The following is a 25686-nucleotide window of genomic DNA, read 5'->3' on the forward strand; positions in this document are numbered from 1 at the left end:
TTGTCGGAGATCTCGTAGCGTCCTGCCATGGGTCACCTATACTGCTTCGGCATCGACGACATTAGCAGATTCGACTTTTCGGACAAAACCTAGTCAGTGAGTAAGGCTGGAAAATCGGCTCGTTGACGAGGGAAAGCACGTCGTCAGCGAGCCGCTTTTTCTGCATACGAGTGTCAGCTATCGGCCAGAAGCGGTCTTTTAGATAGTTCTGATTTTACGCCAACAATCAGCCGTGCAGGATACTAGCGAGGGGTGAATGGCCTTGTTAATGATGGCTAATAGGCGGCTTGTAACTGATACTTTCATTCTCGACGACAATCATTCTTTGCTTCTTCATCTGCTCGATTATTTCCACAAGCTCACTCTCTTCGAGCTTCTTAAAGAATAGCGCATTGATGGTATTCGCAAGTGTCTTGACTTTGCGAGGCCTTGAATGCCCCCGCGCAGCTAGGCTTTTCACAATTGCTTCGAGTTTTTCACCTATTGACGTTGCATTAGAAATTCGTAACAACGGTATCTCGGCGAGTTCCTTCTCGCGCTGAGCGAATATCTTTCTCCCCTTGAGATGCTTAATCAGGGAATCGAATCCCGTATCTTTCGAAATAATGTGAAAGTACGCATTCGGATCTTTCTCCGCCAGTTGACCGACGTAAAAAGCGATATGGAAATCGAGTGCATTCGGCCCATTGCCTCCAATTTTCACATACTCTGCGTTGCTTCCAAGGGCTTGAAGAGCCGAAGCAAGTTCGAACGGGATCTTTACCTGATTTGCACCAACGAAGACGATGACCTTAAATTCGTGGCCACTGAGAACCGCTAAGCTCTTCGGCTGAACATTCTCGTAATCGATCAGGACGTAATTATTCTTCAATTATTCAATCCTTTCACGTGGCGGAAAATCGATCCGACAATATCCGCTTATTATACGACGCCTTCATCGACATTCCCACCAGTTGACAAGTCCCTGCTCATCAAACTCAACTATCACTTCTTTTGACATATGCGCTCTTCGTCGAGCTTCACGCTGTAACACATCTAATTCATTTGAAGTTCTGAATGCGCGCCTGCTATTGCCTATGTATTCTTTCCACCTACCGTCGACAAACTTAATAGTTCGAAATTTTACCGAAGAGGCATCCACCTTTTGACCATTACGCACAAAGTCATCATCGTTTTCAATCAGCTTTTGAATTGCTTTAGAAAGCAATGCATCAAAAGTTATAGCTATCGCAAATGCTTCCTTAACAAACTGTTTAATATCGGTAGGTGGAGTATCTGCACCAGCAACATGCGCAGCTCTATGCCTCCTTAACGATGCACTTCCAAATATTTCAGAAAGTGACAATGCAGCAGTTAACCCCAAATCAGATGACATTAGTGACATTTGTCGCCAAGGGTCTTCTACATTAAAGCTTTTCAGAATACTCCCAACAACCGTATTGCTAATATTAGCTTGAGAGTATCCGAATGTATGAGCAGATAATTCAAAATTTGGCGTCGCAGTAGAAGCGATCTTTAGCGCATGTTCCTGGACATATGCCGGTTTATCGTCTTTGTCTAATAATCCTAGTTGATAATTTAGCGCGGATAAGACCTCGTATGTTGCAGCTTTTTGTAACTTTTCAGGCAGTTCAGTAAACAAAATTGTGCAGCGGCTAATTTCAGCCATTGCCTCCGAGGATCTTTTTTTAATATAATCCTCTAACGATGCGAAGCTCACTACAGCAAGCCCATTTCTCAGCATTCTAGCTATGGCATTATGCTCTCTCTCTGTTAACGCTTTATTCTGAACAGCCTCTGTTTCAATTGAAGAGTCCAAGCATCTAATACGATCTATAAAGTCTGTTTTGGCTGACGGCATATCAAACCTCAACAGTTTCAAGCATATGTCTTAGCTTGGCTACCCTATTCCTAATTGCCAAGGAGTCACCTGTAGCTTGCGTCACCGCCTTAAGAAACTCTGGATCGGTCTCATACATACTACGAGTAGCTTCGATAACAATGTCTTTAGCTGCTTCTAACCTACGAATTCGAGCCTCGTCTATGAGTGATACCGCCACCATTTGAGCATCAAATAGAGGTACGATTAGCTGTTCCCGCCAACCGTTATTCAGAGGCTTTTGAAATGCATAGTCTCCCCAGATACGCTGACACCCTTGAATTGAGTAATAGAACAGGTCTCTTAGACCCCCAACCTCACGGGATTGATTTTCTGCCATGAAATCGTCCATAGCTACCGAGATTTTTTTTCCAAAATTTCCCCACCTACTATGAATAGTGAAAAATCTTAGAACTAGCTCCAAATCATCCATATTCCGGTACGGGGCTGATTTTAATGAGGTAATTTTTAGCTTAGTCTTCAGAAATTCGTTTTCAGATAACTCGAAGAGAAGATCATTTAGTGGCCCGGCGAAAGCTACATTTCTAATCTCCTGAGCCTTCAATTTTTCCCCACCCGTATTAAGCCTTAAAAATACCTCATATTTCAACTCAGGATCTGATTGCTTAAGCAGAGTAATTACACGCATAAATGGTCTTATAGAAAGAGCTCGCTTTATCTGGCCAGGAAGATCTTCGAAAGAGTAGCCATTTAACTCTGGCACCTCCTTAAGATCTTTTAACCTGAATTTTCCTGATAAAAACTCATAGATGGATGTTATGCGCTGCTTACCGTCAATAACCGTATAGGTTCCATACTCATCTTCAGAAAGGTAGACAGGTGGTACTGGTATGTTGAGCAGAAATGACTCAATCAAAGCAGACTGTTTTTCTACATGCCAACGATCACGTCTCTGATAGTGCGGGGCAATGTCTATAGATTCGAATCTAACCATTTCCGCTATAGCAGAAAGTGAAAAATCAGATTGCTGAGTTACCAAACTTTCCTGCGCTTGGGTAAATTTATCCAGTATTTCTTTCATATCAGATCCAATTGATCAATTTTTTAGTCGTTGCTTCGTCAAGCCATACAATATTGATGAACTAGCCCACAGCCTCTGCCGGTATGACCGCTTTGGGTCGATAGGTGACATATCAATGCCCTCCCTTATTCCTGCCGAAAGACTAGAAATGTATGCTCGCAATTCCGGCAGGCGCCGGTGTACTCTGGGCCATCCTTGGACACGCGCACGCTCTTCCAGCCGCAGGCGGGACACGGCTGTTTCATTGATGTGTTGGTGCTGCAGACGCCGCACTTCACATAGTAGCCGTACTGGCCGTACATGCCGGTAAGGCTGTTGGCTTCGCCGCACTGCTTGCAGGCCAGCAGGCTCTGGCGCTGTGCGGTGAGCTCGGTCTCAAACGAAGCAACATCCGGCGTCGGCGAAGCCGAGTAGCGAGACGCAGACTCGGCAACGGGGGCGGCCGGTTCCGGTGTGGCGGTTGCACTGTCGCTGCTGCCCGAAGTGGTGCTCAACTGGGCGGTATGCTCAAGCAGGAAGCTGCCGATATTGGCAAGCTCCCGCTTGGAAAACGAGGGCTTGGCCTTGATGAAAGCGATAGCGATATTGCCGACGATTTCCTTGACCTTCTCGGCCAGGAACTCGGTCTTCACTACTCGAACGGCAACTTTCTTCGGCATCTTGTCGCGATGCAGGATGGCGGTGCTGGAGACGGCACAAAGCACCTGCCAGTCACGCCCTCCTACTCCCCCCTGAATGCCCAGTAGCTTGCTGATGATCTTCTCAACATTGGCGCTTAATAGACGACGCAGCACCATCTTCTGCAGCTCCGCCTGGCGGATCGGTGACGGGATACCCATCCAGTTGCCCTGGTAACTGCGCGACCACTCGCCTGCGGCATTGACCGTGACCTCACCGACGATGCTCTTGGACTCGATGACGATGAAGCCGTAGGGATGGAGGATCAGATGATCGATCTGGGCTCTTTCGCCACGGTGTTCGAGGCGCAGGTCGTTGATGACGTGAATCTGCTTGTGCTCGCCGAACTCGCGGCGCAGCTGGAAGGCGACGTCCTGTTCCTGCTTGTGGCCGTAGAAGGCACGCTCGTCGCCGTCGCGGCCAACCCCGTTAGGAGAGACATCCTTTTCCTTAAGGATCATGGGCTTGTCCCTGCATATCGGCCCGGCTGGCGGGCCATCGCTGACGCTTTGCAACGTTTCGTTACCCGTCAGCCTGACACCAAAGCAGCCTGAGGGCCAGCCATGCAAAGGTCGCAGGGGGTAAGCTCAGGCATCAGTCAGGTCGGGAAGGCCTCGTTCAGCCACTTGATGAAATTGCGCTTCTGCTTGAACTCCGTGCGCAGCTGGGTCAGCACCTGCTCGAACGCGGCTTGCTGTGCCGGGGTGGCAAGCGAGCCCTTCAGCTCCTGCAGCAGGGCGATGCCCTCGCGATAGGCCCGGTTGTTAGTCTGGCAAACGCTATGGCGCACCAGGCGCAGGTACAGCGGCTGGCTTTCGTCGGGGTCCTTCAGCGTCTTCGCCAGAAGGTGCAGCAGCTCGGGGGCCACGGCCCGCTCGGCGCACAGCGCCTGGGCCTCGCCCAGGCGCCCCTCGAACAGCTCGATTTCCAGCAGGCTGTTTTCCGCGCGGGGAGCGAAAGCAAAGGGTGACGGGGGCGTCTTGTCGAGCCGGGCCACCAGCCAGTCACGAGCACGCTGGCGGTAATCGATGGCCAGTCCATGCTCGTCTGCCATCGACACCAGCCGGCGATAGTCCTCAAGATGCTGCGTCTGCTGGTAGATGTCCCACTGCAGTGTCGCCGCCGCCTCCACGTCACCGCGGTGCAGCAGCAGGCACACCTCGAGGCGCTGCCGTTCAACCTGCTGGAGGGGATGCTGCTTGGACATCGCCCGTTTCGCTCGCGCCAGCCACGTCTCCAACTCGTCCCAGGCCCCATGTTCGATGCACAACTCGGCGGCATCCAGGCAGTCGCGCTCCTTGCTGGCGGTCTTCTGGTAGAGCGCCAGCATCGCCGGCAGGTCGCTGGCGGCCTCGGCACGCTCGAACAGGGGGCGGCGCAGGCGAAGGTAAGGATACTCCTCCGACCAGCCCGCTCCGGCCGGCAGCGCCGGCAAGGCGTCCCAGGCCTGCTGCAGGTGGTCGTGATAGGCCGCCAATCCCGCCTCACCCAACGCCTGGACATAGGCCCCGGGAATCTCCGGGTAGAGGTCTTCGTCACCGAATGCCTTCTCGAAGAGATACGCCGCCAGCCTGTCGGGCGACCAGTCGAGCCGCGTCACGGTCTGGACATGCAGCGTCTGCAGCGTCGCCTCGCAGTGGAAGCGAAAGCCACCGGAGTCATCGATGGTCTCCAGCGCCCGGCCCAGGCGTGAGAGGGCATAGTCCACCAGCTTCAAGCACTGCTCCGCGGGAAGCTGCGGCGCCTGCTCGGCGAGCTGTTCGACGACGGCCTCCGCCCTGGCGAAGTAGGCACTCACCTGCCCGTAGCGGTAGAGATCGCGGTTGACGGGGAACGCCGCGGTAATGCGCTTCTTCAGCGCCTTGTGGTCCAACACGCCAAGCACCGCATCGGCCCGCAGCGACCACTGTTGACGCAGCACCGGGTCACTGTCGATCAGGGATTCGAGCGACTCGACGAGGGAGGCCTTGTCCATCTGCTGCAGATAGGCGCGAATCCGGTCCGTGGCATCGCCCTCCGTCAGCCGCGTCTGCTCGGCCTGCTCTGCCCGGTACGCGAGGGCCGTCGCCACGCAGTGCTTGCAGAAGTCGATGCCCTCTGAGGCCGGGCAATTGCAGCCGCCTTCGAGGCCTCGCTTGCTCAGCTTTAGCACCACGCGATAGCGCTCGCTGCCCTCCACGTCGGCGGTGATGGTGGCCCCCTTCCGATTCCAGCCGACCACCATGCCCGCGTGGTAATACTCCAATCCGCGACCGAAGGCAGCCTCGCCGGCGAGCATGGCCAGCTGCCGATCGGAAAGAAGCTCCCTCTCATCCTCTTGCATCATGTCACCGCCAGTGCCGTGCTATCGACCTGCCGTTTCTGAGCCGCCATCACGTCTCCTCCTCTCTCCGACTGCGATGATGTCCAGGTGGTGGCCTGTGCGTCCGCGCCCCATTGGAAATCCAACTCCGCTCGAAAGCGGGCCAAATCACCATAAGGCCTACACTACTTTACATCCCCAACTCTCCGCAGTGGCCGTCATGTCGATGCCGTCGACATGTCGGCCAGACGTGTCGAAAGAATCGCGTTTCTTGAACATGTCCCGGCGATATGTCGACGACGTGAACACGACAGCGCCTCTCCATTACGCCACAAGCCCGGCAATCGAGCCGAGCTTGTGGCTTTCAGGGGGTTGGCGTCGGCTCAGACGAGGTCGAGGCCGTTATCGAGGATAAGGGTAGTCGGTGTAGCCCTGCTCATCGCCGCCGTAGAAGATGCTGCGGTCGAGCTCGTTGAGCGCAACGCGCTGATACACTCAAGGTAATCGACACAGGACGGCAGGCACATGGCACATGCATCTTCCCGGCACCGGCATAGGTGGTGGCTCGTACCGCTCATCGTCGTGGTACTTGGTGTCGCCGCAGTGGCGCTGATGCCCTGGAACTTCCTGAAGCCGGTGATCACCGATCAAATCGAGACGACGACCGGCCGCTCGGCGGCGATTCACGGCGCCGTGACAGTGGACCTTTTCCCGACTCCACGGTTATCCCTTCACGACGTCGAACTCGATAATCCGTCATGGGCCACCTCGCCTCGGATGTTCACGGCCCAGCGTGTCAGTGTCTCGCCATCGCTCGGTGACCTGGTCCGCGGGGAGCTCGTACTGGAGGGCATCGCGATCGAAGGCCTGACGCTGAACCTGGAACAACGCCCCGAGGCGCCAGGCAACTGGCTGTTCGTCGACAAGGCAGCATCGCCGCCGTCCCAAGGGGGCGAGCCCCCTTCCGAAGGCGCGACAGCGTCGCCTTTGCGTATTCGCCATCTTTCGGTATCCGAGTCCGAGATACGCTATCTCCCCGCCGAGAGCGACACCCCGCTCGAGCTGACCCTTCGCTCTCTGGAGATGCAAGCGGACGATGACACCCTGCATAGCCAGGCGGCCCTGACATTTCAGGAGCAACCCTTTGCGCTGCAGGCAGAAACCGATTCCCTCGGGGCCTTCATGGATGAGGCCCAGGCCTTCGCCGGCGAGTTCTCGTTGAGCGCCGACGAGAGCCGGCTATTGGCAACCTTCGAGGTTCCCGAGGCGCCAGCACTGACGCGCTTCCAGGCAGATGGCGAGCTCAGCGTCCGGGGGCTCGCCGACTGGCTGTCACGGTGGGGCTTGCCCCCGATCGGGTTGGAGCGTCTTGATATCGCGTCGCGTCTCGAGCGCCAAGGCAGCGAATGGCAATTCAGCGATATCGATAGCGAAGCGGGCGGAAGCCACGTGACCGGCGAGCTGCAAATGACTACCGGCGGCGATGCACCGACGCTGAACGGCCAGTTGCAAGCCCCAACACTCGATGTCGCCGCCTTGCGCGCGGCCTTGCCCGAATCCGGACAAGAAACGACGGAAATATCGCTGCCCGTGCTACCGGCGCTGCGGGGCGAGCTGGACCTGTCGGTGGAGCGCCTGACGCTGGAGCAGGGAGTTGTCGAAGATATTCACTCCCGGATCACGCTCGCCGAGCATACGCTTAGCCTCGATTCGGTGAGCTTTGCGATTGCCGACAGCCATGTCGAGGCCGAGGCCAGCTTGACGAGCCGCCCTGACACGCTGGCGGCGGAGGCGCGTCTCACCCTGCAGAACCTGAGCCAGGACACGCTGGATATCCCGCTGGGCCCCGACGATAGGCTGGATGCCGAACTCGCTTTCGAACTTCAGCCTATCGAGCAACGCCCGACCTTCGAACGCGAGACCCTGCTTGCCAACCTGCGTATCGCGAACAGCCGATTCTCGTATCGCAACGAGACGGCCGGCAGCGATCTCGAGGCGACACTCGAAACCCGTGGTGAGGGAGAGCCACCCGGACTGTTCCTCGGCCTGAGCGGAACCCTGACCGACAAACCGCTAGAGATGGCGCTCCGGGGTGACCCGCTCACTGACTTGGTCAACCTCGAGACGGGGGCCTGGCAACACGACTACCGGCTCGAGGCCGAGGCCACATCGGAGGGGTTGCACGCTCGCGTCGACACCCGACTGGACTCGCTCCTGCAACCCGGCACCCTTGAAGGCGAAGTAATGCTGGACGCCGACAGCGGCCGCGCGTTGGAAGCCTGGATTGGCCCGATTCTGCCGCCCTTGCCTGAATTTCGTCTCGCCGGCCGCTTGCGTCGCGATAACGCACAATGGTCCGCCACCGGTCTCGACGGCGAGATAGCGTCGACCCGTATCAGCGGCCGTGTCGAATTCCATAACGCCGAACGTCCCCGGGTGAACGCTGACCTGGAAGCCGGACGTATAGATCTTGCCCGCATCATCCCCGCCACCGTCGAAGCGAACGAGGATAACCGGGGCAACGCCCTCCTGGCGCCATTGCGAGGCGTCGATGGGCAGTTCGATCTGGAAGCGCAAGCCCTGGTCTTGCCCAACGGACTCGAACTGCGTGACCCAGCGCTGAACGCCGACCTGGAAGAGGGCAGATTTCTGGCCGATCCCCTGCGGTTTCGTATTGGCGAAGGCTCACTGGCCGGCAGCCTTGCCCTGGACGCGAACGCACAGCCGGCGTCCGGGCGGCTGGATGTCAATCTCGACCAGATTGCGCTTTCCCAGCTCACCGATACCTTCACGCCCATCGAGGACCGACTGGGCAGGGTATCCGGAAACCTGCACCTGGAAATGCGCGAAACGCTAGCCGCCGAGAGGCGCGATGATCTGCTGTTGCCGTTTATCGGTCAGCTGACGCTCGAGCCCTCCGAGCTTCGCTTCAGCGACCCGCAAGCCGGGACCGAGCTGATGCTGTCGCTGGAAACGCGAGGTCTCGATGAAGGCGAGCAGGCGTTTCAGCTGAACGGCGAGGGTCGCTACGATGGAGCCCCGGCCTCACTATCACTGCAGGGCGATCCCTTGCTCGATGCCCGGGACCCGGACCGTCCCTATGCCGTGGATCTCGAGGCGACGGTCGTTGACACCCGGCTCCGGTTGCAAGGTACCTTGCGTCGACCGCTGGCACTGGCAGGGCTGGATCTGGAGCTGGCCCTGGAGGGGCCGAACCCGCAACGCTTGAACCGCTTGCTGGGCGTGCCCTTGCCGCAGCTTCCCGCCTATGCGGTGTCGGGAAACCTGGCACTGGATAACCAGCGCTGGCGCCTCACCGAGATGGAAGGGATGGTGGGCGACAGCGATCTCAATGGCTGGCTGGCACTCGACGGCGGCGTCAGGCCACCTCACCTTGCTGGAGAGCTGACCTCTCGTCATCTGGATATCAAGGATCTGGGGATCCTCGCCGGGGCAACACCGGCAACGAACGAAGGTGAGAGGCCCGACGATCGCTTCCTCCTGCCCGACGACCCCATCATCAGCGATGCCTGGCAGGCCGTCTCGGCAGACGTGAGCTTTCGAGGGCAGTCCGTGCGGGCAGGAGATGTTCCCTTGAGCAACGTGGTCATCGATTTTCTTCTCGAGGAGGGGCGCGGTCAGTTCGAGCCCGTCGGCTTCGGGGTTGGTGAAGGCAGCGTTGACCTCATCCTCGACCTGGATGCCGGCACCCAACCGCCCAGCGGCACCCTGCAGGTAGAGGTACAGGGAGTGGATCTCAACGACGCCTTGCGTCACTGGGAACTGGGCGATGAGAGTGTCGGCATCATCGGCGGGCGCGGCAAGCTATGGGTAGAAGGCGCCTCCATCGCGGAGCTGCTGGCATCCAGCGATGGCGGCGTGGTGCTGCTGATGACGGGCGGAAGGCTGGAGGCGTTACTCGTCGAACTGGCCGGGCTCGATGCCGGCCAGACGTTTCTGAGCTGGGTGCGCGACCGTGACGCCATTCCCATCGATTGTGCCTATGCCGATCTCCAGGCGCGAAATGGCGTTACCGAACTGGATACCTTCCTGGTGGACACGAACGACACCACCTTCACCATCGGCGGTCAGGTGGATCTGAATACGGAGCGCCTGGATATCAGCATCATTCCCCATCCCAAGGACCCCAGCCTGCTTGTCGGACGGTCTCCCCTTCACATGGGTGGCACCTTCGATGACATCGACACCGCGGTGCATGGCGAACGCCTCGCGATACGCACCGGTGCCAGCGCAACTCTCGCCGCGGTTGCCGGCCCCATCGCCGCGCTCTTGCCGCTGGTCGATGTGGGTACGGGCATCGACAGGGACTATTGCCAGGGGTTGATCAGCCGTTCCCGCGAGGCAATCGATGAGGGGAATATCGAATGAGGCATCGACACCCTTGGCTTGGCACCCTGGCGATGCCGGGCGTTCTCGTGGCAGGGCTGCTGGTCGGCTGTGCCGGTGCTCCGATCAATGAATCGGCCCGGGTTGCCCAGCAGGATTCGCTGAAGGCGGTGCAGATCAAGGCCCGCCTCCTCGAAGCACCGGACCTGGCCGGCGCGGCCATCGACGTGGAACTGGAAGGCGGTCGCGTCACCCTGGGCGGTTTCGTCGAGACGTCAGAGCAGCGCAGTCGGGCTGAGGCCATAGCGCGTGAGCATGACAAGGTGGATACAGTCGACAACAAGATCACGGTCAAGTAACGGGAAGCTTAAACACGGCCCGGGCTGAGGCTGAACCTCCCGCTTTTCCGATGATGGCCAGGACAGTCAGGCACCATGGTAGCCGTCGTCTTCGGGGTTCTCGTGGTCGCCCCTGGGCAGCTCGCAGACCCACTCCATGGCGGCGGAATGGTCGTGGCTGGGGAAGGTTCGAATCTCCACCGCCTTGAAGAGGCGATCCTCCAGTTGGGCGATATGCTTGATCCACTCCTTGTCGGTGACCACGGCGGCGCGGTGGTAGTGCTCGAGGTCGCCGATCTGAGTCAGGCCATAGCCAACGTCCTTGAGCAGCGCTGGAAACGTCATCAAGCGCAGGCCGTCGAGCTCTGCCAGCAGGCTGACCCTGGGATGGTGGCGCTTGGCGGCCTCAATGGCGTCGATGGCCTGCTGCAATTCCTGAGCCGTGACGACGCCGCCGACCCGCATCGCCACAACGTGTTCTGCCGGCGGACTGATGAACTCCAACATGATGATCTCCCAAGGTTATTGAGGATAGTACGCTACGCTTTTCCTCAGCATAGCCATGAAGCCCGCGCGCATCACTTGAACCCGAATCACGAGGCCACTGAACGTTCCAGCATATCCTGACGTGGTTCCATTCGCAGGTATGCGGCTAGGGTGCATCATCAACGAGTCACCTGAGTCAGGTCTCGCCTGACCTGATGAGCCGTCAACGCGTCTGTCAGGGCGGGGCCACTCATTCTTCTTCCATCCTCTCGCGACACATCACGACCCGGTTCCTGCCGTCACGCTTGCCGACGTAGAGCGTCTGGTCCGCTCGCTTGATCAAGGATTCGAGGTCGGCCGTTTCAGTGTGCGCTACCGCGACACCAATAGTGACGCTCAGGCGTCGCTCGCTCATTCCTTCCTTCAACGGCAGCTCGGCGACTCTCTTCTTCAAGCGCTCTGCGACGATTTGAGCATCTTCTGCGCTGGTGTTCGGCAGGGCCACCACAAACTCCTCGCCGCCGAAGCGCCCTATCACATCCGTGGGGCGGAGGGCTTGGGCACAGACCTCCGCGATCTTGCTCAGAACCCAATCGCCGTGACTGTGGCCCCAGGTATCATTGATGCTCTTGAAATGATCCACATCGATCATGAAAAGGCTGAACGGCACCTTTTCATGTTGAGAGCGTTGCAGTAAACCCTGAGCCCGCTTCATGAAATGACCGCGAGTATTAAGCCCCGTCAGCGCGTCCCGCTCGGCGACCATACGTAACTGCTCCTCCAGGGCTTTTCGGTGCGCTATTTCCTTGAGCAGCTGGCGATTTTGATCTCGCTCCTCGTGAAGCAGCACAAATTGCTTACGCTGTAGGCCCTCCAGGCGCCACAAGGCAAAGAAGCCCACGATATTGGCCATGATCAGCAACAGCGCTATACGAAGCGTCGCCACAGAATCAATGTCGGCAAACAGCACTGCAGAGGTCAGAAAGCCAATGCTCAGATAGAGGCTGGCAAGCGTCACCACCGTCAGCAGATTCGGGATCAGGAGATAGAATGCCATGGTGGCCACCACGGCGGCTGTCACCTGGCTGGAGAGGCTCTCGGGACGCAAGGGAACGATCAGGATGATACCGGTCGCGAGTATCCATAGCGGCAAGGCGTGCAGCCAGGCATGCCGGGTATAGCTTCCCCAGCGTACGATAACAAAGGCAAGCAGAAAGCAGAGGCTTACGACCACGAAACGCATGGCGACCAACAGATAGTACTCTCGGGTCGTGCCAAGCAGATGGTAGTCCGTGATAGAAAACATGCCAAAGATCGAGGCTGCCACGATCACGGAAATGCAGGTTTCGAACCGCACCCTCTCCTGGATGGACCTGCGGTACACTGACTCGCTGCTATATTCGCGCAGCTGGCCCGTCAACCAATGCACGTGATACGGCTTTCCTAGTGATGACAACGCCCCATGCTCCCTGGTTAAAAGACCGATTTTCCTTGGGGATAAGGAAGAAGAAACGCCTGACAAGATGGCGACAAGATTACCGAGGTGCCCAAAAGCTTGCCAATTTTCTCACGCTTCACCGTCAATAGCTTGTCCACCGTGAGCCGATACCGTTCCGGATGCACGAGATCAGGAGGCTATGGTGCGGCCTTCGGCCATTGCCAGCCGAAGGCCGCGTCGAGGCGGTTCAGCGTTTGAGAGAGGCGTGGTAGAGGTCTGCTAGCGGTGTCAGGGCTATCACCTCTTCGCGCATGGCTTTTTTCTGTACCTCCAGGGCAGCACGCCAGTCATCGCACTCCTGCTTACGCCTGGGAGCGTTAGCGGAGCTGGCGGCAAAGGCCTCGATCCAGACCTGACGGGAGCACAGATCCTGAAAGTCGCCCAGCAAACGCTGGCGATGCTTCAGACCCGAGAGAAAATCACGGTGGCGCTTGGGCTCCAGCTCGGCCAGGTAGCGGATGCGTTTCACGGCCTTGCGCAGATCATGTAGCGTTTCATCATCGCTATCGGGGGAAAGCGCTGCCTGCGTCTGGTCGTGGCGGTCGATGCGCTCGGCCAGTACCGTCTCGATGCGCTTGGCGGATAGGCCGGCCAGCGCTTTCTTGAAGTGCCGGGAGCCGAGGAAGTCTCGCCAGTCCTGCATCTCCTCGGCGTAAGTGGATTGAACAAGCTGTTGGCGCAGTGCGGCGTGCTCCTCCTCACGGCGGGCCCGCAGCCAGCGCTCCAGGGCCTGACGAGAACGCGATATCAGCGGCGGCGGAGCCTCATTCAGGCTTTCCAGGAAGACATCGAGGTCGCGCAGATCGCTGGTCGCCTGAGCCCGCCGCTTGAGATGCTTCAAGCGTTTCTTCAAGCCGGGCACCTTGATGGCCGCCCGCACGGACTCGCCGATCGCCCGACTGCGGCGCAGGTTGACGCGATACTGGTGCAGGAACTCGGGGTCGATACCGGCCATGACCCCGGGCTCCAGGGCGCGCACCATGCGGTACTGGTGAGCCAGCCGCTCGCGGATGCGCCGCTTCAGGCCGGCCTTTCCAAGATCAGGAGCCGACGGCGCAGCGCGCTTGAAGAGCGCGTGGTTGGCCTGCTGCGGTGTCAGGCTATGCACGTCCTCGGCGGCGTGTTGCTCCAGGGCGTGCCAAGGCGTATCGGGCAGCGAAAGATGCAGCAGGCCGCCGGTGGGCAGCTTGCTTGGCGTGTCAGGACAGAGCCAATGGGCCAGCTCCAGCAAGGCCGGGTTGTGACCGATCAGCAGGACCCTGTCGGTCGTCTCGGGCAGCCCCTGCAGCCAGGCCAGCAGGGCATGGGCATCGAAGGTGTAAAGCGCCTCGTCGACGAAGGCTCGCTCGCTCAGGGAACGCTCGGGAAGCCGCTTGGCTACCTCGTCGAGTGTCTGACGCGTGCGCACCGCACCACTGACGTGAACCTCGCCCTCCACCGCCTTCCAATGCTGCAGTGCCTCGGCCATGGCCGCCGCCTGGCGCCTGCCTCGCTTGCGCAGTGGCCGGTCGTGATCGGCTACCTCTTTATCTCCGCGTTTCGCCTTGGCGTGGCGCATCAAGAACAGTTGACGCATGAGCCTCTCTCCCGATAGCGATCTGTGCGGTCATGATAGGCCAATCCGCCCCGTTAGCGTCCATATGGCGTACGGCTGTGGAAAGCACTGCCTTGAGCGGATCGTCATTACCGGCTAGTGTCCCCGTCGCGCGCTGCGGTTAGCGAAGCAGCCTCGTCAACCCCGAAGAGGACAGCGGTCTGATGACCTCGAAAGAACACCACGTAGTCCTCCTGGACGGAGGGATGGGCCAGGAGCTCAGGCGGCGCAGCCGGCGCCCTGCCACGCCGCTTTGGTCCGCTCAGGTCATGTTGGACGAACCGCATCTGGTGACCGCGGCCCACCGCGACTTCATCGAGGCCGGTGCTCGGGTCATCACGGTCAACAACTACAGCGCGACCCCGCAGCGCCTGGCGCGCGACGGCGATCCGGACATGTTCGAGCCGCTGCATGCCGCGGCACTGAGCGCCGCTCGCAAGGCGCGTGATGAAAGCGGTCAGGCGATACGCATCGCGGGCTGTCTGCCCCCGCTGGTCGCGAGTTATCACCCCGATAGCGTACCGGACGACGCCACCTGCCTGCGCGACTACCGCCGCTTGGTGGCGGTCCAGACCGGCGGGGTCGACCTTTTCCTGTGCGAAACCATGACCCTGACCCGTGAGGCGCGTGCTGCGACACTCGCGGCAGTCGAGAGTCAGCGCCCGGTGTGGGTGGCCTTCACGGTAGATGACCGCGATGGAACGCGCCTTCGCTCCGGCGAGCCGCTGGCCGCGGCGGCCCAGGAGGTCGTGGCCTCAGGCGCCGAGGGGGTATTGGTCAACTGTTCGGTACCTGAGGCAGTGACTACCGCCATAGGGGAGTTGGCAGGCCTTGGCGTGCCGTTCGGCGGCTATGCCAACGCCTTCACGTCGGCGGCCGAGCTGTCGCCCGGCGGCACCGTGGATACGCTGACGACGCGAAAGGATCTCGATCCTGACGGCTACGCCGAGCATGCGCTGCGCTGGGTCGAGCAGGGCGCGACCCTCGTGGGCGGCTGCTGCGAGGTAGGCCCGGCGCATATCGCCACACTGGCCAAGCGATTGACCGCGGCGGGCCATCCTCTGGCTGCTTCTTGACACCCTGCGGATCAATCCGCCAGGAAAGGACGCCGAGGATCCATGCCGTCGGGCGTGGCCTGCGCCATCTGAACACGGCGCTCCCGAGCCGGGCGCCTGAATTCGGCGTACTGGCGCTCGGGCAGATCATCGAATTCTGCCTGTTCCGCGACGGAAAGCCCGTAGTAGACCTCGTCGAGGCCGCTCCAGTAGATCGCCCCCAGGCACATGGGACAAGGCTCGCAGCTGGTATAGAGCACACATCCTGCCAAGCGCCGCGAGCCCGAGTGCCGGGCGGCATCCTGCAGCGCACGGACCTCGGCATGCCCGGCCAGGTCCTCGGTGGCTTTCACATCGTTCACGCCCTGCCCTATCACGGTGCCGTCCCGTACCACCAGCGCGGCAAAGGGCGCCTGGCCACGTGCCGCATTATCGAGGGCAAGCTCGATGCACTGCGCTATCCATTGCCGATGTGTCATGGGGTCCTGCCTGCCTGAAGGGAAAAAATCTTCCAAACGCGTCGCCCATATGACCATCGTGGCTGACAGGGGTCCAGCGTGGTTGTCAGAAAATGCGCACTGCTCCACCGAGAGCCGCGTGACCCGCCATGTTAGGCTTGGCGGACACTGCCACACAGGGAGCCTGATCATGACCGCCGCCGAGATACTCGACCGCCTGGTGAGCTTCGCCACCGTCTCGCGGGATTCCAACCTGGCCCTGATCGAGTGGGTCGAGGATTGGCTCGACGAGCACGGCGTAACGCACTGGCGCGTGGAGAGCGACGACGGCCGCAAGGCCAACCTACTGGCACGCATCGGCCCCGACGTGGCCGGCGGCGTGGTGCTCTCCGGCCATACCGATGTGGTGCCGGTCGATGGTCAACCCTGGTCCACCGATCCGTTCACCCTGGTCGATAAAGGCGACGGCCGGCTCTATGGCCGCGGGACCTGCGACATGAAGGGCTTTATCGCCTGCGCCCTGGCGGAAGTGCCCCGCTGGACGACCCAGGAGCTGGCGACACCCCTCTGGCTGGCGTTCTCCTATGACGAGGAGGTGGGCTGCATCGGCGCCCCGCGGATGATCGAGCGACTGCTGGCCGACCATCCTCGTCCGGCCGCGGTGATCGTCGGCGAACCGACCATGATGCACCCGGTGGTGGCCCACAAGGGAGCCACCAACCTGCGCACCACCGTCACCGGCCGTGCCGCCCACTCCAGCCAGGTCAACCAGGGGGTCTCGGCGATTCACGTTGCCGCGCGCCTGGTAACACGCATCGAGGACGTGATGGCCGAACTCAAGGCCGAGGGGCGCGTGGACGAGGCCTTCAACGTGGTGCACTCGAGCCTGCACGTCGGCAAGATCCAGGGCGGCACGGCCATCAACATCATGGCCCGAGAGTGCACCTTCGAGTGGGAAATTCGCCACCTGCCGTCGGATCGCTTCGAGGAGCTGCTCGCGCGGGTCGACGACACCGCGGCCGAGCTGCAAGCCGAGATGCGCACGCGCGCGCCGGACGCCACCATCGCTACCGAGGCGCTGAACACCACGGTGCCGGCGCTGGCCGACGACAACAACGCCGAGGTGCTGGCGCTGTGTCGAGACCTGCTCGACGAACGCCCCGCAGGCGCCGTGGCCTACGCCACCGAGGCCGGCCAGTTCCAGCGCGAGGGCCTGCCCACGGTGATCTGTGGCCCGGGGAGCATCAGCCAGGCCCACCAGCCCGACGAGTACATCGATATCGAGCAGCTCGAGGCGGGCGCAGCCTTCATGGCGGCACTGGGCGAGCGACTGCGCCGACCGTAGAATAAGGCTGCCTGCCATTCCCGCCTGGAGCCCCCATGTCCCGCCTGCTGATCGTCAAGACCGGAGACAGCTATCCCGATATAGCCCGTGACCATGGCGACTTCGAGACCCTTTTCCAGCAGGTGCTGGCGGGCTCGCCGACCGCGCCCTCGGTGCGGGTCTTTGATGCAACGCGCGCCACGGCCCTGCCAAGGCTGGACGACGTCGACGGCCTGCTGATCACCGGCTCGCACGCCATGGTCAGCCATGCCGAGCCCTGGAGCGAGGCCCTCAAGCCATGGCTGGTCGAGGCGCGTGATCGCAACATCGCCATGCTCGGCGTCTGCTACGGTCACCAGCTGATGGCCTCGGCCTTCGGCGGCGCCAGCGACTTCCATCCGGCCGGACGGGAATCCGGCACCCGCGAGGTCACCCTGACCGAAGCGGGCCAGCAGGATCCGCTGCTGGGTAGCCTGCCGGGGACCTTCCGCGCGCACCTCAGTCATGCCCAGACGGTCATCAGGGCGCCGGCCGGGGCCTGCGTGCTGGCCACCAATGGTCACGACCCGCATCAGGCTCTGCGCCACGGTCCTCGCCAGTGGAGCGTGCAGTTCCACCCCGAGTTCACCGAGGCCGTGATGCGTGCCTATCTCGGCCATCAGCGAGACGCCCTGCGAGATCAGGGTGAGGCGGCGGAGCGCTTGATCGCCGACGTTGGCGGTACGCCTGAGGCCACCGGCCTGCTCACGCGCTTTGCCCTTCTCGCAGCCAGCCAGCAGGCGGTAGCGTCTCTGTCCTGAGGCTGCAGTCAACGACCCATACAAAAAAGGCTCCCGCACCATAGGGTGCGGGAGCCTTTCATGTACCGGGACCGGGCTCAGGCCCGCTCGGCATCAGGCGCTGGTGCGACGACGAATCGGCGCGTCACCGTCCTGACGACGACGCGGAGCACGCTCGGGCGCCCCCTTGTCCTCGCTGATCTCCAGCGGACGTCCGGCAACGCGGGCGCGGGCCATCTTGGTCAGGATGCTCTCCGGCAGCGAACTCGGCAGCTCGACCACCGAGAAGGCGGTGCGGATGTCGATCCGGCCGATACGGCTCCCTTCGATACCACCCTCGTTGGCGAGTGCGCCGACCAGCTGGCCGGGCTTGACGCCATCCTGATGACCCACGGCAACGCGATAGCGGGTCATGCCCTCACGCGGTGCGCTGTCGCGACGCTTCGTCGGCTTGGCGTCACGCGCGTTGCGGTCGTTGTTGCGCTCGGCACGCGGAGCCTGCACACGACCGATGGGCGCCTCGTCGGCACGTGCCATGCGCGCAAAGGCACAGGCCAGCTCGATGGGGTCGTGACCCTCCTCGACCATCCGCTCGACCAGCGCACGCTGCTCATCGGCACCGGCCGTCAGGGCGGCGACCACGCGCTGATGGAACATCTCGTCGCGGTGGGCGCGGATGGCGGCCTCATCGGGCACGGCCATCTCGCTCATCTTCTGGCCGGTGGCCTGCTCGAGCCAGCCCACCTTGCGGCCCTCGCGGAAGCCAACGAAGGTGATCGCGATACCGGTGCGCCCGGCACGGCCGGTACGGCCGATGCGGTGGGTGTAGGCCTCGGCATCCTGGGGCAGGTCATAATTGATGACGTGCGTGATACGCGGCACATCGAGGCCGCGGGCAGCGACGTCGGTGGCGATCAGCACGTCGACCTTGCCGCGCTTGAGGCGCGTGATGGTGCGCTCGCGCAGGCTCTGGTCCAGGTCACCGGAGAGGCTGGCCACGCTCATGCCACGCGCGGAGAGCTGCTCCATCAGGGTGGTGCAGGCGGCCCGGGTACGCACGAAGACGATGGCTCCGTCGACCGGTTCGACCTCGAGGAGTCGCGCCAGCGCCTCCTGCTTGGCCCCGCCGTCGACTCGCACCATGCGCTGGTCGATGCTGGCGGCCGTGCCGACCTTGGCCTCGATGGCCACCTTGACCGGGTCGACCAAGTAGCGATTGACGATACGCTCGATCTCGACCGGCAGGGTCGCGGAGAAGAACACCCGCTGGGCGTCCTTCGGGGTATCGGCGACCACGCGCTTGACGTCATCGATGAAGCCCATGCGCAGCATCTCGTCGGCCTCGTCGAGCACCAGCGCGGAGAGGCCGTCGAGCTTGAGGCTACCGCGATCCAGGTGATCGATGACCCGGCCCGGGGTGCCCACCACCACCTGGGCGCCACGCCGCAGCGCGGAGAGCTGCTCGCGGTACTCCTGGCCGCCGCACAGGGTGGCGACCTCGAACCCCTTGAGGTTCTGGCCATACTTGCTGAAGGAGACGGCCACCTGCTGGGCCAGCTCGCGGGTCGGCGCCAGCACCAGCACCTGGGTCTCGCGACGCGACAGTTCGAGGCGAGACAGCAGCGGCAGGGCGAAGGCCGCGGTCTTGCCGGTGCCGGTCTGGGCCTGACCCAGCATGTCACGCCCTTCCAGCAGCGCAGGGATGGTCTGTGCCTGGATCGGTGACGGGGTCTCGTAGCCCTGGGATTCCACGGCAGAGAGAACGGCAGGCAGCAGGTCCAGATCACCGAAGCTCGGCGAGGCGACAGAAGTCGAGGTCATTAATCACACCTTGGTAGGCCGACGGGGCCGGCAGAAATTCAGTGGCGTCCCTGACGCGTGCAACACGCTCAGGCATCTGCGTTCCGTCCAACGGAGGGGCAGATGAAAAATCGGAGTCGGGGACGCCGGTCGCACCTGGCATTCGATCCATGCCATCGGAGATGGCCCATGAACCGCTGTGGCGACCGTTTGCGCCGATCTCGCCCGGGTGGCGTGATCTCGGTGGCGCTCCATCTACACAATTCGAACGCGTGCGGGGTCAGTTCTTGGGTCACTGAGCCCGGCGTTTCGGCGCCCACCTGCCTGAGGCAGCGTGGCGTCGTCATGATGGTGGGGTCAACACATGCGAGGAGCGCGCATGCTACCATCGTCGACTGCCACTGACCAGCCTTTTTCTGTTCCCTGCCCTGCCGGAGTGCTGCATGCCGAATCTGTGGGTCGATGCCGATGCCTGCCCCAAGGCAGCGCGCGAAATCATCGTGCGCGCCGCCGAACGAACCGCCACGCCGACCTGGTTCGTGGCCAACCATGCGGTGCCGCTGCCGCCATCGCGGTGGGTCAAGGGCCTGGCGGTGAGCCAAGGCTTCGACGCCGCCGACAACGAAATCGTCGAGCGCATCCAGGCAGGCGACCTGCTGATCACCTCCGACCTGCCGCTGGCCCTGGAGGCTATCGAGCGCGGCGCCAGGGTCATGACGACCCGCGGCGAGACGCTGGATGCCAACAACATTCGCGCCCGGGTACAGATGAGAGACTTCATGGAGACCTTAAGAGCCAGCGGCGAACACACCGGCGGCCCCAGCGGCTACTCCGACGGCGACCGCCGCGAATTCGCCAATGCGCTGGATCGCTGGCTGGCAAAGAAATCCCGCCGCTGAAGCCGCCGCTGCGCGGCGGATCGCGCTGCCAGCAGCGCTCCCACAAGGGGGCGGAGCCACCGAACAAGCTTGTCTCACCAAGCATGCGGAGCCACTGGGCAGGTTGTCGTAAGAGCTTTGCTCGCAAAGCGATGGGTACGCTCGGCCGAGCCGCCGCTTCGCGACGGCTCGCGGGCTCCCACAGGACGCTTATCCCTTCTCCCGGATCCCCTGGCCCGACAGGCGCTCGCGGTCATGGGGGCGATTCAGCTCGAGCAGCGGACCGTAGGGCACGATGCCGGTGGGGTTGATGGTGGCGTGGCTGGCGTAGTAGTGGCGCTTGATGTGATCGAAGTCCACCGTCTCGGCAATACCCGGCCACTGATAGAGCTCGCGGAGATAGTTCGCGAGATTCGGGTAGTCCTCGATACGCCGCAGATTGCACTTGAAGTGGCCGTGGTAGACGGCATCGAAGCGAATCAGGGTGGTGAACAGCCGGATGTCGGCTTCGGTGAACCATTCGCCTGCCAGGTAGCGGTGCTCCGCCAGGCGCGCCTCCATGCGGTCGAGCGCCTCGAACAGCGCGACCACATGCTTCTCGTAGACCGACTGCTCGGTGGCGAAGCCGGACTTGTAGACACCATTGTTGATGTGGTCATAGACGTCGGCGTTGACGGCATCGATGGTCTCGCGCAGATCCTCGGGATAGAGGTCCAGGTGGTTGCCGGTCAGCCCGTCGAAGGCACCGTTCAACATTCTCAGCAGATCCGCGGACTCATTGTTGACGATGCGCCCCGATTGCTTGTCCCACAGCGCCGGCACGGTAACGCGCCCGGTGTAGTGGGGATGGGTCAGGGTGTAGAGCTGGTGATGAAAGTCCACCCCGTTGATCGGGTCACCGCTGGAGCCCTCGTCCTCACGATAGGTCCAGCCCTGGTCGAGCATCAGCGGGCTGACGTGGGAAACCCCGATGGCTGAATCGAGCCCCTTGAGCCGACGCATGATCAGCACGCGATGCGCCCAGGGACAGGCCAACGACACATACAGATGGTAGCGGCCCGTCTCGGCGGCCAGCCCCGGCTGGCCATCAGGCCCGGGCTGGCCGTCCGGCGTGATCCAGTCGCGCAGCTTGGCGGATTCTCGCACGAATTCACCGCCGTGCTTGTCGGTGTCGTACCACTGGTCGTGCCAGATGCCGTCGATCAGAAGCCCCATGATTGTCTCCTAACATGTCGATGAGCGAGTGCTCGATAACGAGGACAACCCCAGCTTAAGGCGAAACCATCGACGCTCAAGCGCAGGTTTTGCGCTCCATCATTCGACAGTTTCGAATGGTGCCTGCTCGGGACAGGCCATCACGGCCACCTTCAGGGCCTCGGCCAGGGCATGAGTCGCCGGACCGGCCCGGTCCCGGTCGCGGTGGATCAGCTGCACCGGGTATTCGCGGCTACCGCCGGCGGCCAGCGGCAGCCGCGCGAGGCGCCCCTCGGCCAATGCCTGGCGAAGACGTGTCTCGGGAATCCAGGCAAAGCCCAGGCCGCGCTGGAGCATGTCGATGGAGGTCTGCAGGTGGCTCACCGTCCAGCGCTGCTCTGCCTTCAGCCAGCCGGCATCCATGGACTGACGTCGGGCCGAATCGCGCACGACGAGCTGGCGGTGCTGTTCCAGGTCGCGCAGGTCGAGCGGACGCCCCAGGCAATGCAGCGGGTGCTCGGGATGGGCCACCGCCACGAAGTGCACCCGGACCAGCGGCTCGCCCAGGAACCCCTGGGCCGAGATGCCCGACACCACCAGGTCGGCGCTGCCGTCGTATAGCATCTCGATACCGCCATTGAGCACCGTCTCGTGGAGTTGCACGCGCACATGGGGATAGGCCGCCGAGAAGGTCTCCAGCGCTCGGGCAAGGGCATCGGGGGGGAAGATCTGGTCAACGGCCAGCACCACCTCCGCCTCAAGCCCCTCGGCCAAGCGCCCTGCCACATCCTCCAGCGAGGCGGCACTCTCGAGCAGCTGGCGTGCGCGGCGCAGCAGTAGCTCACCGGCCTCGGTCAGACGCACCTGCCGCCCCACCGGCTCCATCACCGCCACACCGAGCTGCTCCTCAAGCTTGTGCACGGCATGGTTCAGGGTCGAAGGGCTCTTGTGGATCGCCTCGGCGGCACGGGCGAAGCCGCCATGGTCGACCACCGCCGCCAGCATCTGCCATTGGGCCAGGGTGACACGGGACATTTCGAATTCCTCGAATCTATAGAGCGAAACGTTGCGCTTAATCTTCGAAAAATCCGACCTAAAATGCCAGTCAAACCTTGCACAACGGGAGACAGCCCCATGACAATCCCCGCCATCACCCGAGAAGTCGACCAGCTGGTGACCAGCCAGCCGAGCCAGGATGGCGACGGCGTCAGGATTCAGCGCATTCATGACTTCGGCGGCGGGCTCGACCCCTTCCTGATGCTCGACGAGCTGGGCTCCGACCGGCCGGATGACTACGTCGGCGGCTTCCCGCCGCACCCCCATCGCGGCATCCAGACCCTGACCTATGTGATCCATGGCGGCCTGACCCACGAAGACCACCTGGGCCACTCAAGCACCATCCAGTCAGGCGACGCCCAGTGGATGCATACCGGCCGGGGCATCATCCACTCGGAGATGCCGCTGACCGACCATCAGGGGCTCCACGCCTTTCAGCTGTGGCTGAATCTGGCGGCCCGGGACAAGCTGAGCGAGGCCACCTATCGCGACGTGCGCGCCGCGGAGATGCCCACGCTCGGCGGCCATGATGCCAGCCTCGTTGCCCTGGGCGGGCGCTGGGAAAATAGCGACGGCGACAGCGTGTCAGGCCCGCTGGAGGCCCTGGCCGGCCGAGGCGCGGTGGCCCATGCCCGACTGGCGGCCGGCGGCGAGCTTGCACTTGCCACCAAGGCCAGCACGCTGCTGGTCTATGTCTTCACGGGCAGCCTGGAGATTGCCGGCACCCCGGTGCCTCAGGGCCGACTCGCGCGCCTCGGCAGCGGCGAGCGGCTTGTGCTGACCAGCCACGAGGGCGCCCAGGCGCTGCTGCTGAGCGGTGAACCCCATGGCGAGCCGATTGCCCACTACGGTCCCTTCGTGATGAACGAGCACGCCGAACTGGAGCAGGCACTGCGGGACTATCGTGCCGGCACCTTCACCGATTGAACGCCGGCCCCTCGCGTCGGGGTTGAAATTCCCCGGCTCGAGGTGTCCAATGTTTACTTAAAAAAACAGTGTTTGCGCTCTCGTCCGACGCCCTATCTCAGGCAAGCAGACGTAGAGCGACAATGTCATGTATGTCCGTACAGACTAGGCATCCCATACATCATGGGTTAAGGTTCGGATGCCTTTAATTTATTTCCTTTTCATCTGTTACGGCCATTAACCATGATGCGAATTCTCCATTCGCTGCCCCGCACCCATAAGTTGTTGTTGTTACCTGTTGCCACCATGGTCACCGTGCTGGGCGCACAAAAAATCGTCACCTCTTACGAAGATGTTCAGCGCGACAGCCAGACGCTGGACACCATTCTTGTCCCTCTCGACGCCGATGCCAGCCCAGGCCTCCCTTCGCTGCACACCGAGCGCACCCCCGTCGCCGACGCCATCGAGATGGCAACGCGGGCGCTCGACGCCACTCGACAGCATATCCCGCTCTCCGAGCTCAAAGCCTCGGAGATCGTTGACATCGACTTCGTCACTCCGGCCAATGCCGGCCGTGCTGAATCCGCGATTCCCGAAACGCTCGCCCTGCCTGCCCAGCGTGAGCAAGCTTCCAGCAACGACAACGAACTGCTGGCAGACCACGGCGCCACCCTCGATGATGGCGTCGTGCACATGGCCGTGGTCATCGGCACCATCGCCGCCGGCATGCTCGATCACGACGGCGGCCTGGTAGCAGATGCCACCTCCTACGAGGATGTCTCCGAGGACGATCTGGCACTGTTCGACGAAGGGCCGATCCAGCTGGAGGAGGAGATCGTTGCCAACGAACCTTTCGTTCCGGAATGGAATACCTACGAGGTCCAGGCGGGGGATACCTTCGCGATCATGGCGCAGAACCACTTCGGCATGGGATACCGCGAGGTGATGAACCTGCTGGAGCGCCTGCCCGAACCTCGGCTGCTGACCCACTGGCGGCAGGGCAATCGTTTCGAGTACCAGCTCGACGAATCAGGGCATCTGCTCTCCCTGCGACTGATGAAGAACGCCCGGGACGGCTTCCTGGTCGAGCGCCAGGATGACAGCTTCGAGGTCGCCACCATCGAACGCGCCGGCGAAGCCACCCAGCGCCTCTTCGCCGGCAGCATCAGCGGCAGCTTCGCACGCTCGGCCAAGGCCACCGGCCTGACCAGCGCCGAGGTCTCGGAGCTCTCACGAGTTCTGGAAAAGAAACTCGACTTCCGCCGCGACACCCGTCGCGGCGATCGCTTTCAGGTGCTGGTGGAGTCCGACATCATCGACGGCGAGAGCCTCGACCCGCGGGTGCTGGCGGTACAGTACGAAGGCGAGCGCATGGACCTCACCCTGGTGCGCAACACGGAGGACAACCGCTTCTACACCCCGGACGGCAAGAGCCTCGACCCGGCCTTCAACCGCTACCCCTTCGAGGGTCGCTACCGGCTGAGCTCGCACTTCAACCCGCGCCGCAAGCACCCGGTCACCGGCCGCATCAGCCCTCACAAGGGCACCGATTTCGCCATGCCGATCGGCACTGCCGTCCAGGCCCCCGCCAATGGCCGCGTGGAGAAGGTCGGCAACCATCCGGCAGCCGGCCGCTATGTGGTGATCCGCCACGACAACGGCTACAAGACCCGCTATCTGCACCTCTCCAAGCCGATGGTCAGCAATGGCCAGCGCGTCGCCATGGGCGAGCGCATTGCGCTGTCCGGCAACACCGGGCGCAGCACCGGGCCGCACCTGCACTACGAGGTCCTGGTCAACAACAGCCAGGTGAATGCCATGAAGGTGGCGCTGCCCGAGAACCAGAGCCTCCAGGGCGAGCGGCTGGTCGCCTTCCAGCGCCAGGCAGAACCCGTGCTGGCCGCCCTGCAGAGCGGCGAGACCGGCACCGTGGTCGCCAGCACCGGCGAGGTGGCCACGACCGACGACGAGGGCTAAGCCCCGCCGCCACCACCTTTCCGCGCCCCGCCCTCGAGCGGGGCGCAGTCGTTCAGGGATGCCGTGCCGACCGCCGGAGTGTCCGGCCAAGGTAC

20 protein-coding genes are annotated in these 25686 nt (G+C 62.0%); 8 read left to right on the top strand and 12 right to left on the bottom strand.

Annotation, left to right across the window (positions count from 1 at the left end):
• Window positions 1–265 precede the first annotated feature (265 nt).
• From FHR95_RS08565 to FHR95_RS08585, 5 genes are all read right to left on the bottom strand, one after another.
• Window positions 266–871 carry a PIN domain-containing protein gene (locus FHR95_RS08565; protein ID WP_183314099.1) on the bottom strand — a complete coding sequence of 202 codons (606 nt, stop codon included), beginning with the start codon at window positions 869–871 and terminating at the stop codon, window positions 266–268.
• A gap of 63 nt (window positions 872–934) precedes the next feature.
• Window positions 935–1882 (bottom strand): HEPN domain-containing protein, encoded by a 948-nt coding sequence (locus FHR95_RS08570; RefSeq protein ID WP_221199272.1) that lies wholly within the window; start codon window positions 1880–1882, stop codon window positions 935–937.
• Window positions 1863–2921 (bottom strand): DUF262 domain-containing protein, encoded by a 1059-nt coding sequence (locus FHR95_RS08575; RefSeq protein WP_183314100.1) that lies wholly within the window; start codon window positions 2919–2921, stop codon window positions 1863–1865. Before FHR95_RS08575 ends, FHR95_RS08570 begins: the two co-directional genes overlap by 20 nt.
• A gap of 125 nt (window positions 2922–3046) precedes the next feature.
• Entirely contained in the window at window positions 3047–4060 is a 1014-nt protein-coding gene (locus FHR95_RS08580; protein ID WP_183314101.1) for a nuclease-related domain-containing protein, read from the bottom strand.
• Window positions 4061–4197: 137 nt separating this feature from the next.
• Entirely contained in the window at window positions 4198–5922 is a 1725-nt protein-coding gene (locus FHR95_RS08585; protein ID WP_183314102.1) for an SWIM zinc finger family protein, read from the bottom strand.
• A gap of 504 nt (window positions 5923–6426) precedes the next feature.
• Between FHR95_RS08585 and FHR95_RS08590 the strand changes: the two genes are divergently transcribed.
• Entirely contained in the window at window positions 6427–10290 is a 3864-nt protein-coding gene (locus tag FHR95_RS08590) for an AsmA family protein (RefSeq protein ID WP_183314103.1), read from the top strand.
• Window positions 10287–10607, top strand: coding sequence for a BON domain-containing protein (locus tag FHR95_RS08595; RefSeq protein ID WP_183314104.1), 321 nt, complete (start codon window positions 10287–10289; stop codon window positions 10605–10607). The genes FHR95_RS08590 and FHR95_RS08595 overlap by 4 nt, the downstream gene beginning before the upstream one ends.
• Before the next feature lie 66 nt (window positions 10608–10673).
• Here the strand turns inward: FHR95_RS08595 and FHR95_RS08600 are convergent, their stop codons facing one another.
• The 3 genes from FHR95_RS08600 to FHR95_RS08610 form a co-directional block, all read right to left on the bottom strand.
• On the bottom strand, window positions 10674–11093 hold the full coding sequence (locus FHR95_RS08600) for a SpoIIAA family protein (RefSeq protein ID WP_052448714.1): 420 nt from the start codon (window positions 11091–11093) through the stop codon (window positions 10674–10676).
• A gap of 229 nt (window positions 11094–11322) precedes the next feature.
• A complete protein-coding gene (locus FHR95_RS08605) occupies window positions 11323–12429 on the bottom strand; it encodes a diguanylate cyclase (protein WP_257125521.1) in 1107 nt (368 codons plus the stop codon).
• 328 nt (window positions 12430–12757) lie between these two features.
• Window positions 12758–14146 carry a CHAD domain-containing protein gene (locus tag FHR95_RS08610; protein ID WP_183314105.1) on the bottom strand — a complete coding sequence of 463 codons (1389 nt, stop codon included), beginning with the start codon at window positions 14144–14146 and terminating at the stop codon, window positions 12758–12760.
• A gap of 182 nt (window positions 14147–14328) precedes the next feature.
• Here FHR95_RS08610 and FHR95_RS08615 point away from each other — a divergent pair, with 182 nt between their 5' ends.
• On the top strand, window positions 14329–15240 hold the full coding sequence (locus FHR95_RS08615; protein ID WP_183314106.1) for a homocysteine S-methyltransferase family protein: 912 nt from the start codon (window positions 14329–14331) through the stop codon (window positions 15238–15240).
• A gap of 11 nt (window positions 15241–15251) precedes the next feature.
• On the opposite strand, the gene FHR95_RS08620 is transcribed toward FHR95_RS08615, so the two are convergent.
• Entirely contained in the window at window positions 15252–15698 is a 447-nt protein-coding gene (locus tag FHR95_RS08620; RefSeq protein WP_183314107.1) for a nucleoside deaminase, read from the bottom strand.
• Between the two features lie 169 nt (window positions 15699–15867).
• On the opposite strand from FHR95_RS08620, the gene argE reads away from it, so the two are divergent.
• The gene (argE, locus tag FHR95_RS08625; protein WP_183314108.1) at window positions 15868–17022 is read left to right on the top strand and encodes an acetylornithine deacetylase; all 1155 of its coding nucleotides are present in this window, start codon (window positions 15868–15870) and stop codon (window positions 17020–17022) included.
• 35 nt (window positions 17023–17057) lie between these two features.
• A complete protein-coding gene (locus FHR95_RS08630) occupies window positions 17058–17801 on the top strand; it encodes a glutamine amidotransferase (RefSeq protein WP_183314109.1) in 744 nt (247 codons plus the stop codon).
• Window positions 17802–17894: 93 nt separating this feature from the next.
• Here the strand turns inward: FHR95_RS08630 and FHR95_RS08635 are convergent, their stop codons facing one another.
• Entirely contained in the window at window positions 17895–19601 is a 1707-nt protein-coding gene (locus FHR95_RS08635) for a DEAD/DEAH box helicase (protein WP_040185700.1), read from the bottom strand.
• Window positions 19602–20023: 422 nt separating this feature from the next.
• Here FHR95_RS08635 and FHR95_RS08640 point away from each other — a divergent pair, with 422 nt between their 5' ends.
• Window positions 20024–20479 carry a YaiI/YqxD family protein gene (locus FHR95_RS08640; RefSeq protein ID WP_183314110.1) on the top strand — a complete coding sequence of 152 codons (456 nt, stop codon included), beginning with the start codon at window positions 20024–20026 and terminating at the stop codon, window positions 20477–20479.
• A gap of 189 nt (window positions 20480–20668) precedes the next feature.
• On the opposite strand, the gene FHR95_RS08645 is transcribed toward FHR95_RS08640, so the two are convergent.
• Both FHR95_RS08645 and FHR95_RS08650 read right to left on the bottom strand, forming a co-directional pair.
• The gene (locus FHR95_RS08645) at window positions 20669–21673 is read right to left on the bottom strand and encodes a glutathione S-transferase family protein (protein ID WP_183314111.1); all 1005 of its coding nucleotides are present in this window, start codon (window positions 21671–21673) and stop codon (window positions 20669–20671) included.
• Between the two features lie 99 nt (window positions 21674–21772).
• Complete coding sequence (locus tag FHR95_RS08650) at window positions 21773–22687, bottom strand: LysR family transcriptional regulator (RefSeq protein WP_040185696.1); 915 nt, start codon at window positions 22685–22687, stop codon at window positions 21773–21775.
• Window positions 22688–22786: 99 nt separating this feature from the next.
• On the opposite strand from FHR95_RS08650, the gene FHR95_RS08655 reads away from it, so the two are divergent.
• A complete protein-coding gene (locus FHR95_RS08655; protein WP_183314112.1) occupies window positions 22787–23635 on the top strand; it encodes a pirin family protein in 849 nt (282 codons plus the stop codon).
• Between the two features lie 222 nt (window positions 23636–23857).
• On the top strand, window positions 23858–25591 hold the full coding sequence (locus FHR95_RS08660; RefSeq protein ID WP_183314113.1) for a peptidoglycan DD-metalloendopeptidase family protein: 1734 nt from the start codon (window positions 23858–23860) through the stop codon (window positions 25589–25591).
• Window positions 25592–25686: the final 95 nt, after the last annotated feature.

Origin of the sequence: Halomonas fontilapidosi (genome assembly GCF_014192285.1) — a bacterium.
GTDB lineage: Bacteria > Pseudomonadota > Gammaproteobacteria > Pseudomonadales > Halomonadaceae > Halomonas > Halomonas fontilapidosi.

Excerpts from the sequence above, each read along its gene's own strand:
- FHR95_RS08660 (WP_183314113.1), top strand. The coding sequence starts at position 23,858 with ATGATGCGAATTCTCCATTCGCTGCCCCGCACCCATAAGTTGTTGTTG.
- FHR95_RS08620 (WP_183314107.1), bottom strand. The coding sequence starts at position 15,698 with ATGACACATCGGCAATGGATAGCGCAGTGCATCGAGCTTGCCCTCGAT.
- FHR95_RS08575 (WP_183314100.1), bottom strand. The coding sequence starts at position 2,921 with ATGAAAGAAATACTGGATAAATTTACCCAAGCGCAGGAAAGTTTGGTA.
- FHR95_RS08650 (WP_040185696.1), bottom strand. The coding sequence starts at position 22,687 with ATGTCCCGTGTCACCCTGGCCCAATGGCAGATGCTGGCGGCGGTGGTC.
- FHR95_RS08630 (WP_183314109.1), top strand. The coding sequence starts at position 17,058 with ATGTCCCGCCTGCTGATCGTCAAGACCGGAGACAGCTATCCCGATATA.
- FHR95_RS08610 (WP_183314105.1), bottom strand. The coding sequence starts at position 14,146 with ATGCGTCAACTGTTCTTGATGCGCCACGCCAAGGCGAAACGCGGAGAT.
- argE (WP_183314108.1), top strand. The coding sequence starts at position 15,868 with ATGACCGCCGCCGAGATACTCGACCGCCTGGTGAGCTTCGCCACCGTC.
- FHR95_RS08635 (WP_040185700.1), bottom strand. The coding sequence starts at position 19,601 with ATGACCTCGACTTCTGTCGCCTCGCCGAGCTTCGGTGATCTGGACCTG.
- FHR95_RS08585 (WP_183314102.1), bottom strand. The coding sequence starts at position 5,922 with ATGCAAGAGGATGAGAGGGAGCTTCTTTCCGATCGGCAGCTGGCCATG.
- FHR95_RS08595 (WP_183314104.1), top strand. The coding sequence starts at position 10,287 with ATGAGGCATCGACACCCTTGGCTTGGCACCCTGGCGATGCCGGGCGTT.
- FHR95_RS08580 (WP_183314101.1), bottom strand. The coding sequence starts at position 4,060 with ATGATCCTTAAGGAAAAGGATGTCTCTCCTAACGGGGTTGGCCGCGAC.
- FHR95_RS08645 (WP_183314111.1), bottom strand. The coding sequence starts at position 21,673 with ATGGGGCTTCTGATCGACGGCATCTGGCACGACCAGTGGTACGACACC.
- FHR95_RS08640 (WP_183314110.1), top strand. The coding sequence starts at position 20,024 with ATGCCGAATCTGTGGGTCGATGCCGATGCCTGCCCCAAGGCAGCGCGC.
- FHR95_RS08615 (WP_183314106.1), top strand. The coding sequence starts at position 14,329 with ATGACCTCGAAAGAACACCACGTAGTCCTCCTGGACGGAGGGATGGGC.
- FHR95_RS08600 (WP_052448714.1), bottom strand. The coding sequence starts at position 11,093 with ATGTTGGAGTTCATCAGTCCGCCGGCAGAACACGTTGTGGCGATGCGG.
- FHR95_RS08590 (WP_183314103.1), top strand. The coding sequence starts at position 6,427 with ATGGCACATGCATCTTCCCGGCACCGGCATAGGTGGTGGCTCGTACCG.
- FHR95_RS08655 (WP_183314112.1), top strand. The coding sequence starts at position 22,787 with ATGACAATCCCCGCCATCACCCGAGAAGTCGACCAGCTGGTGACCAGC.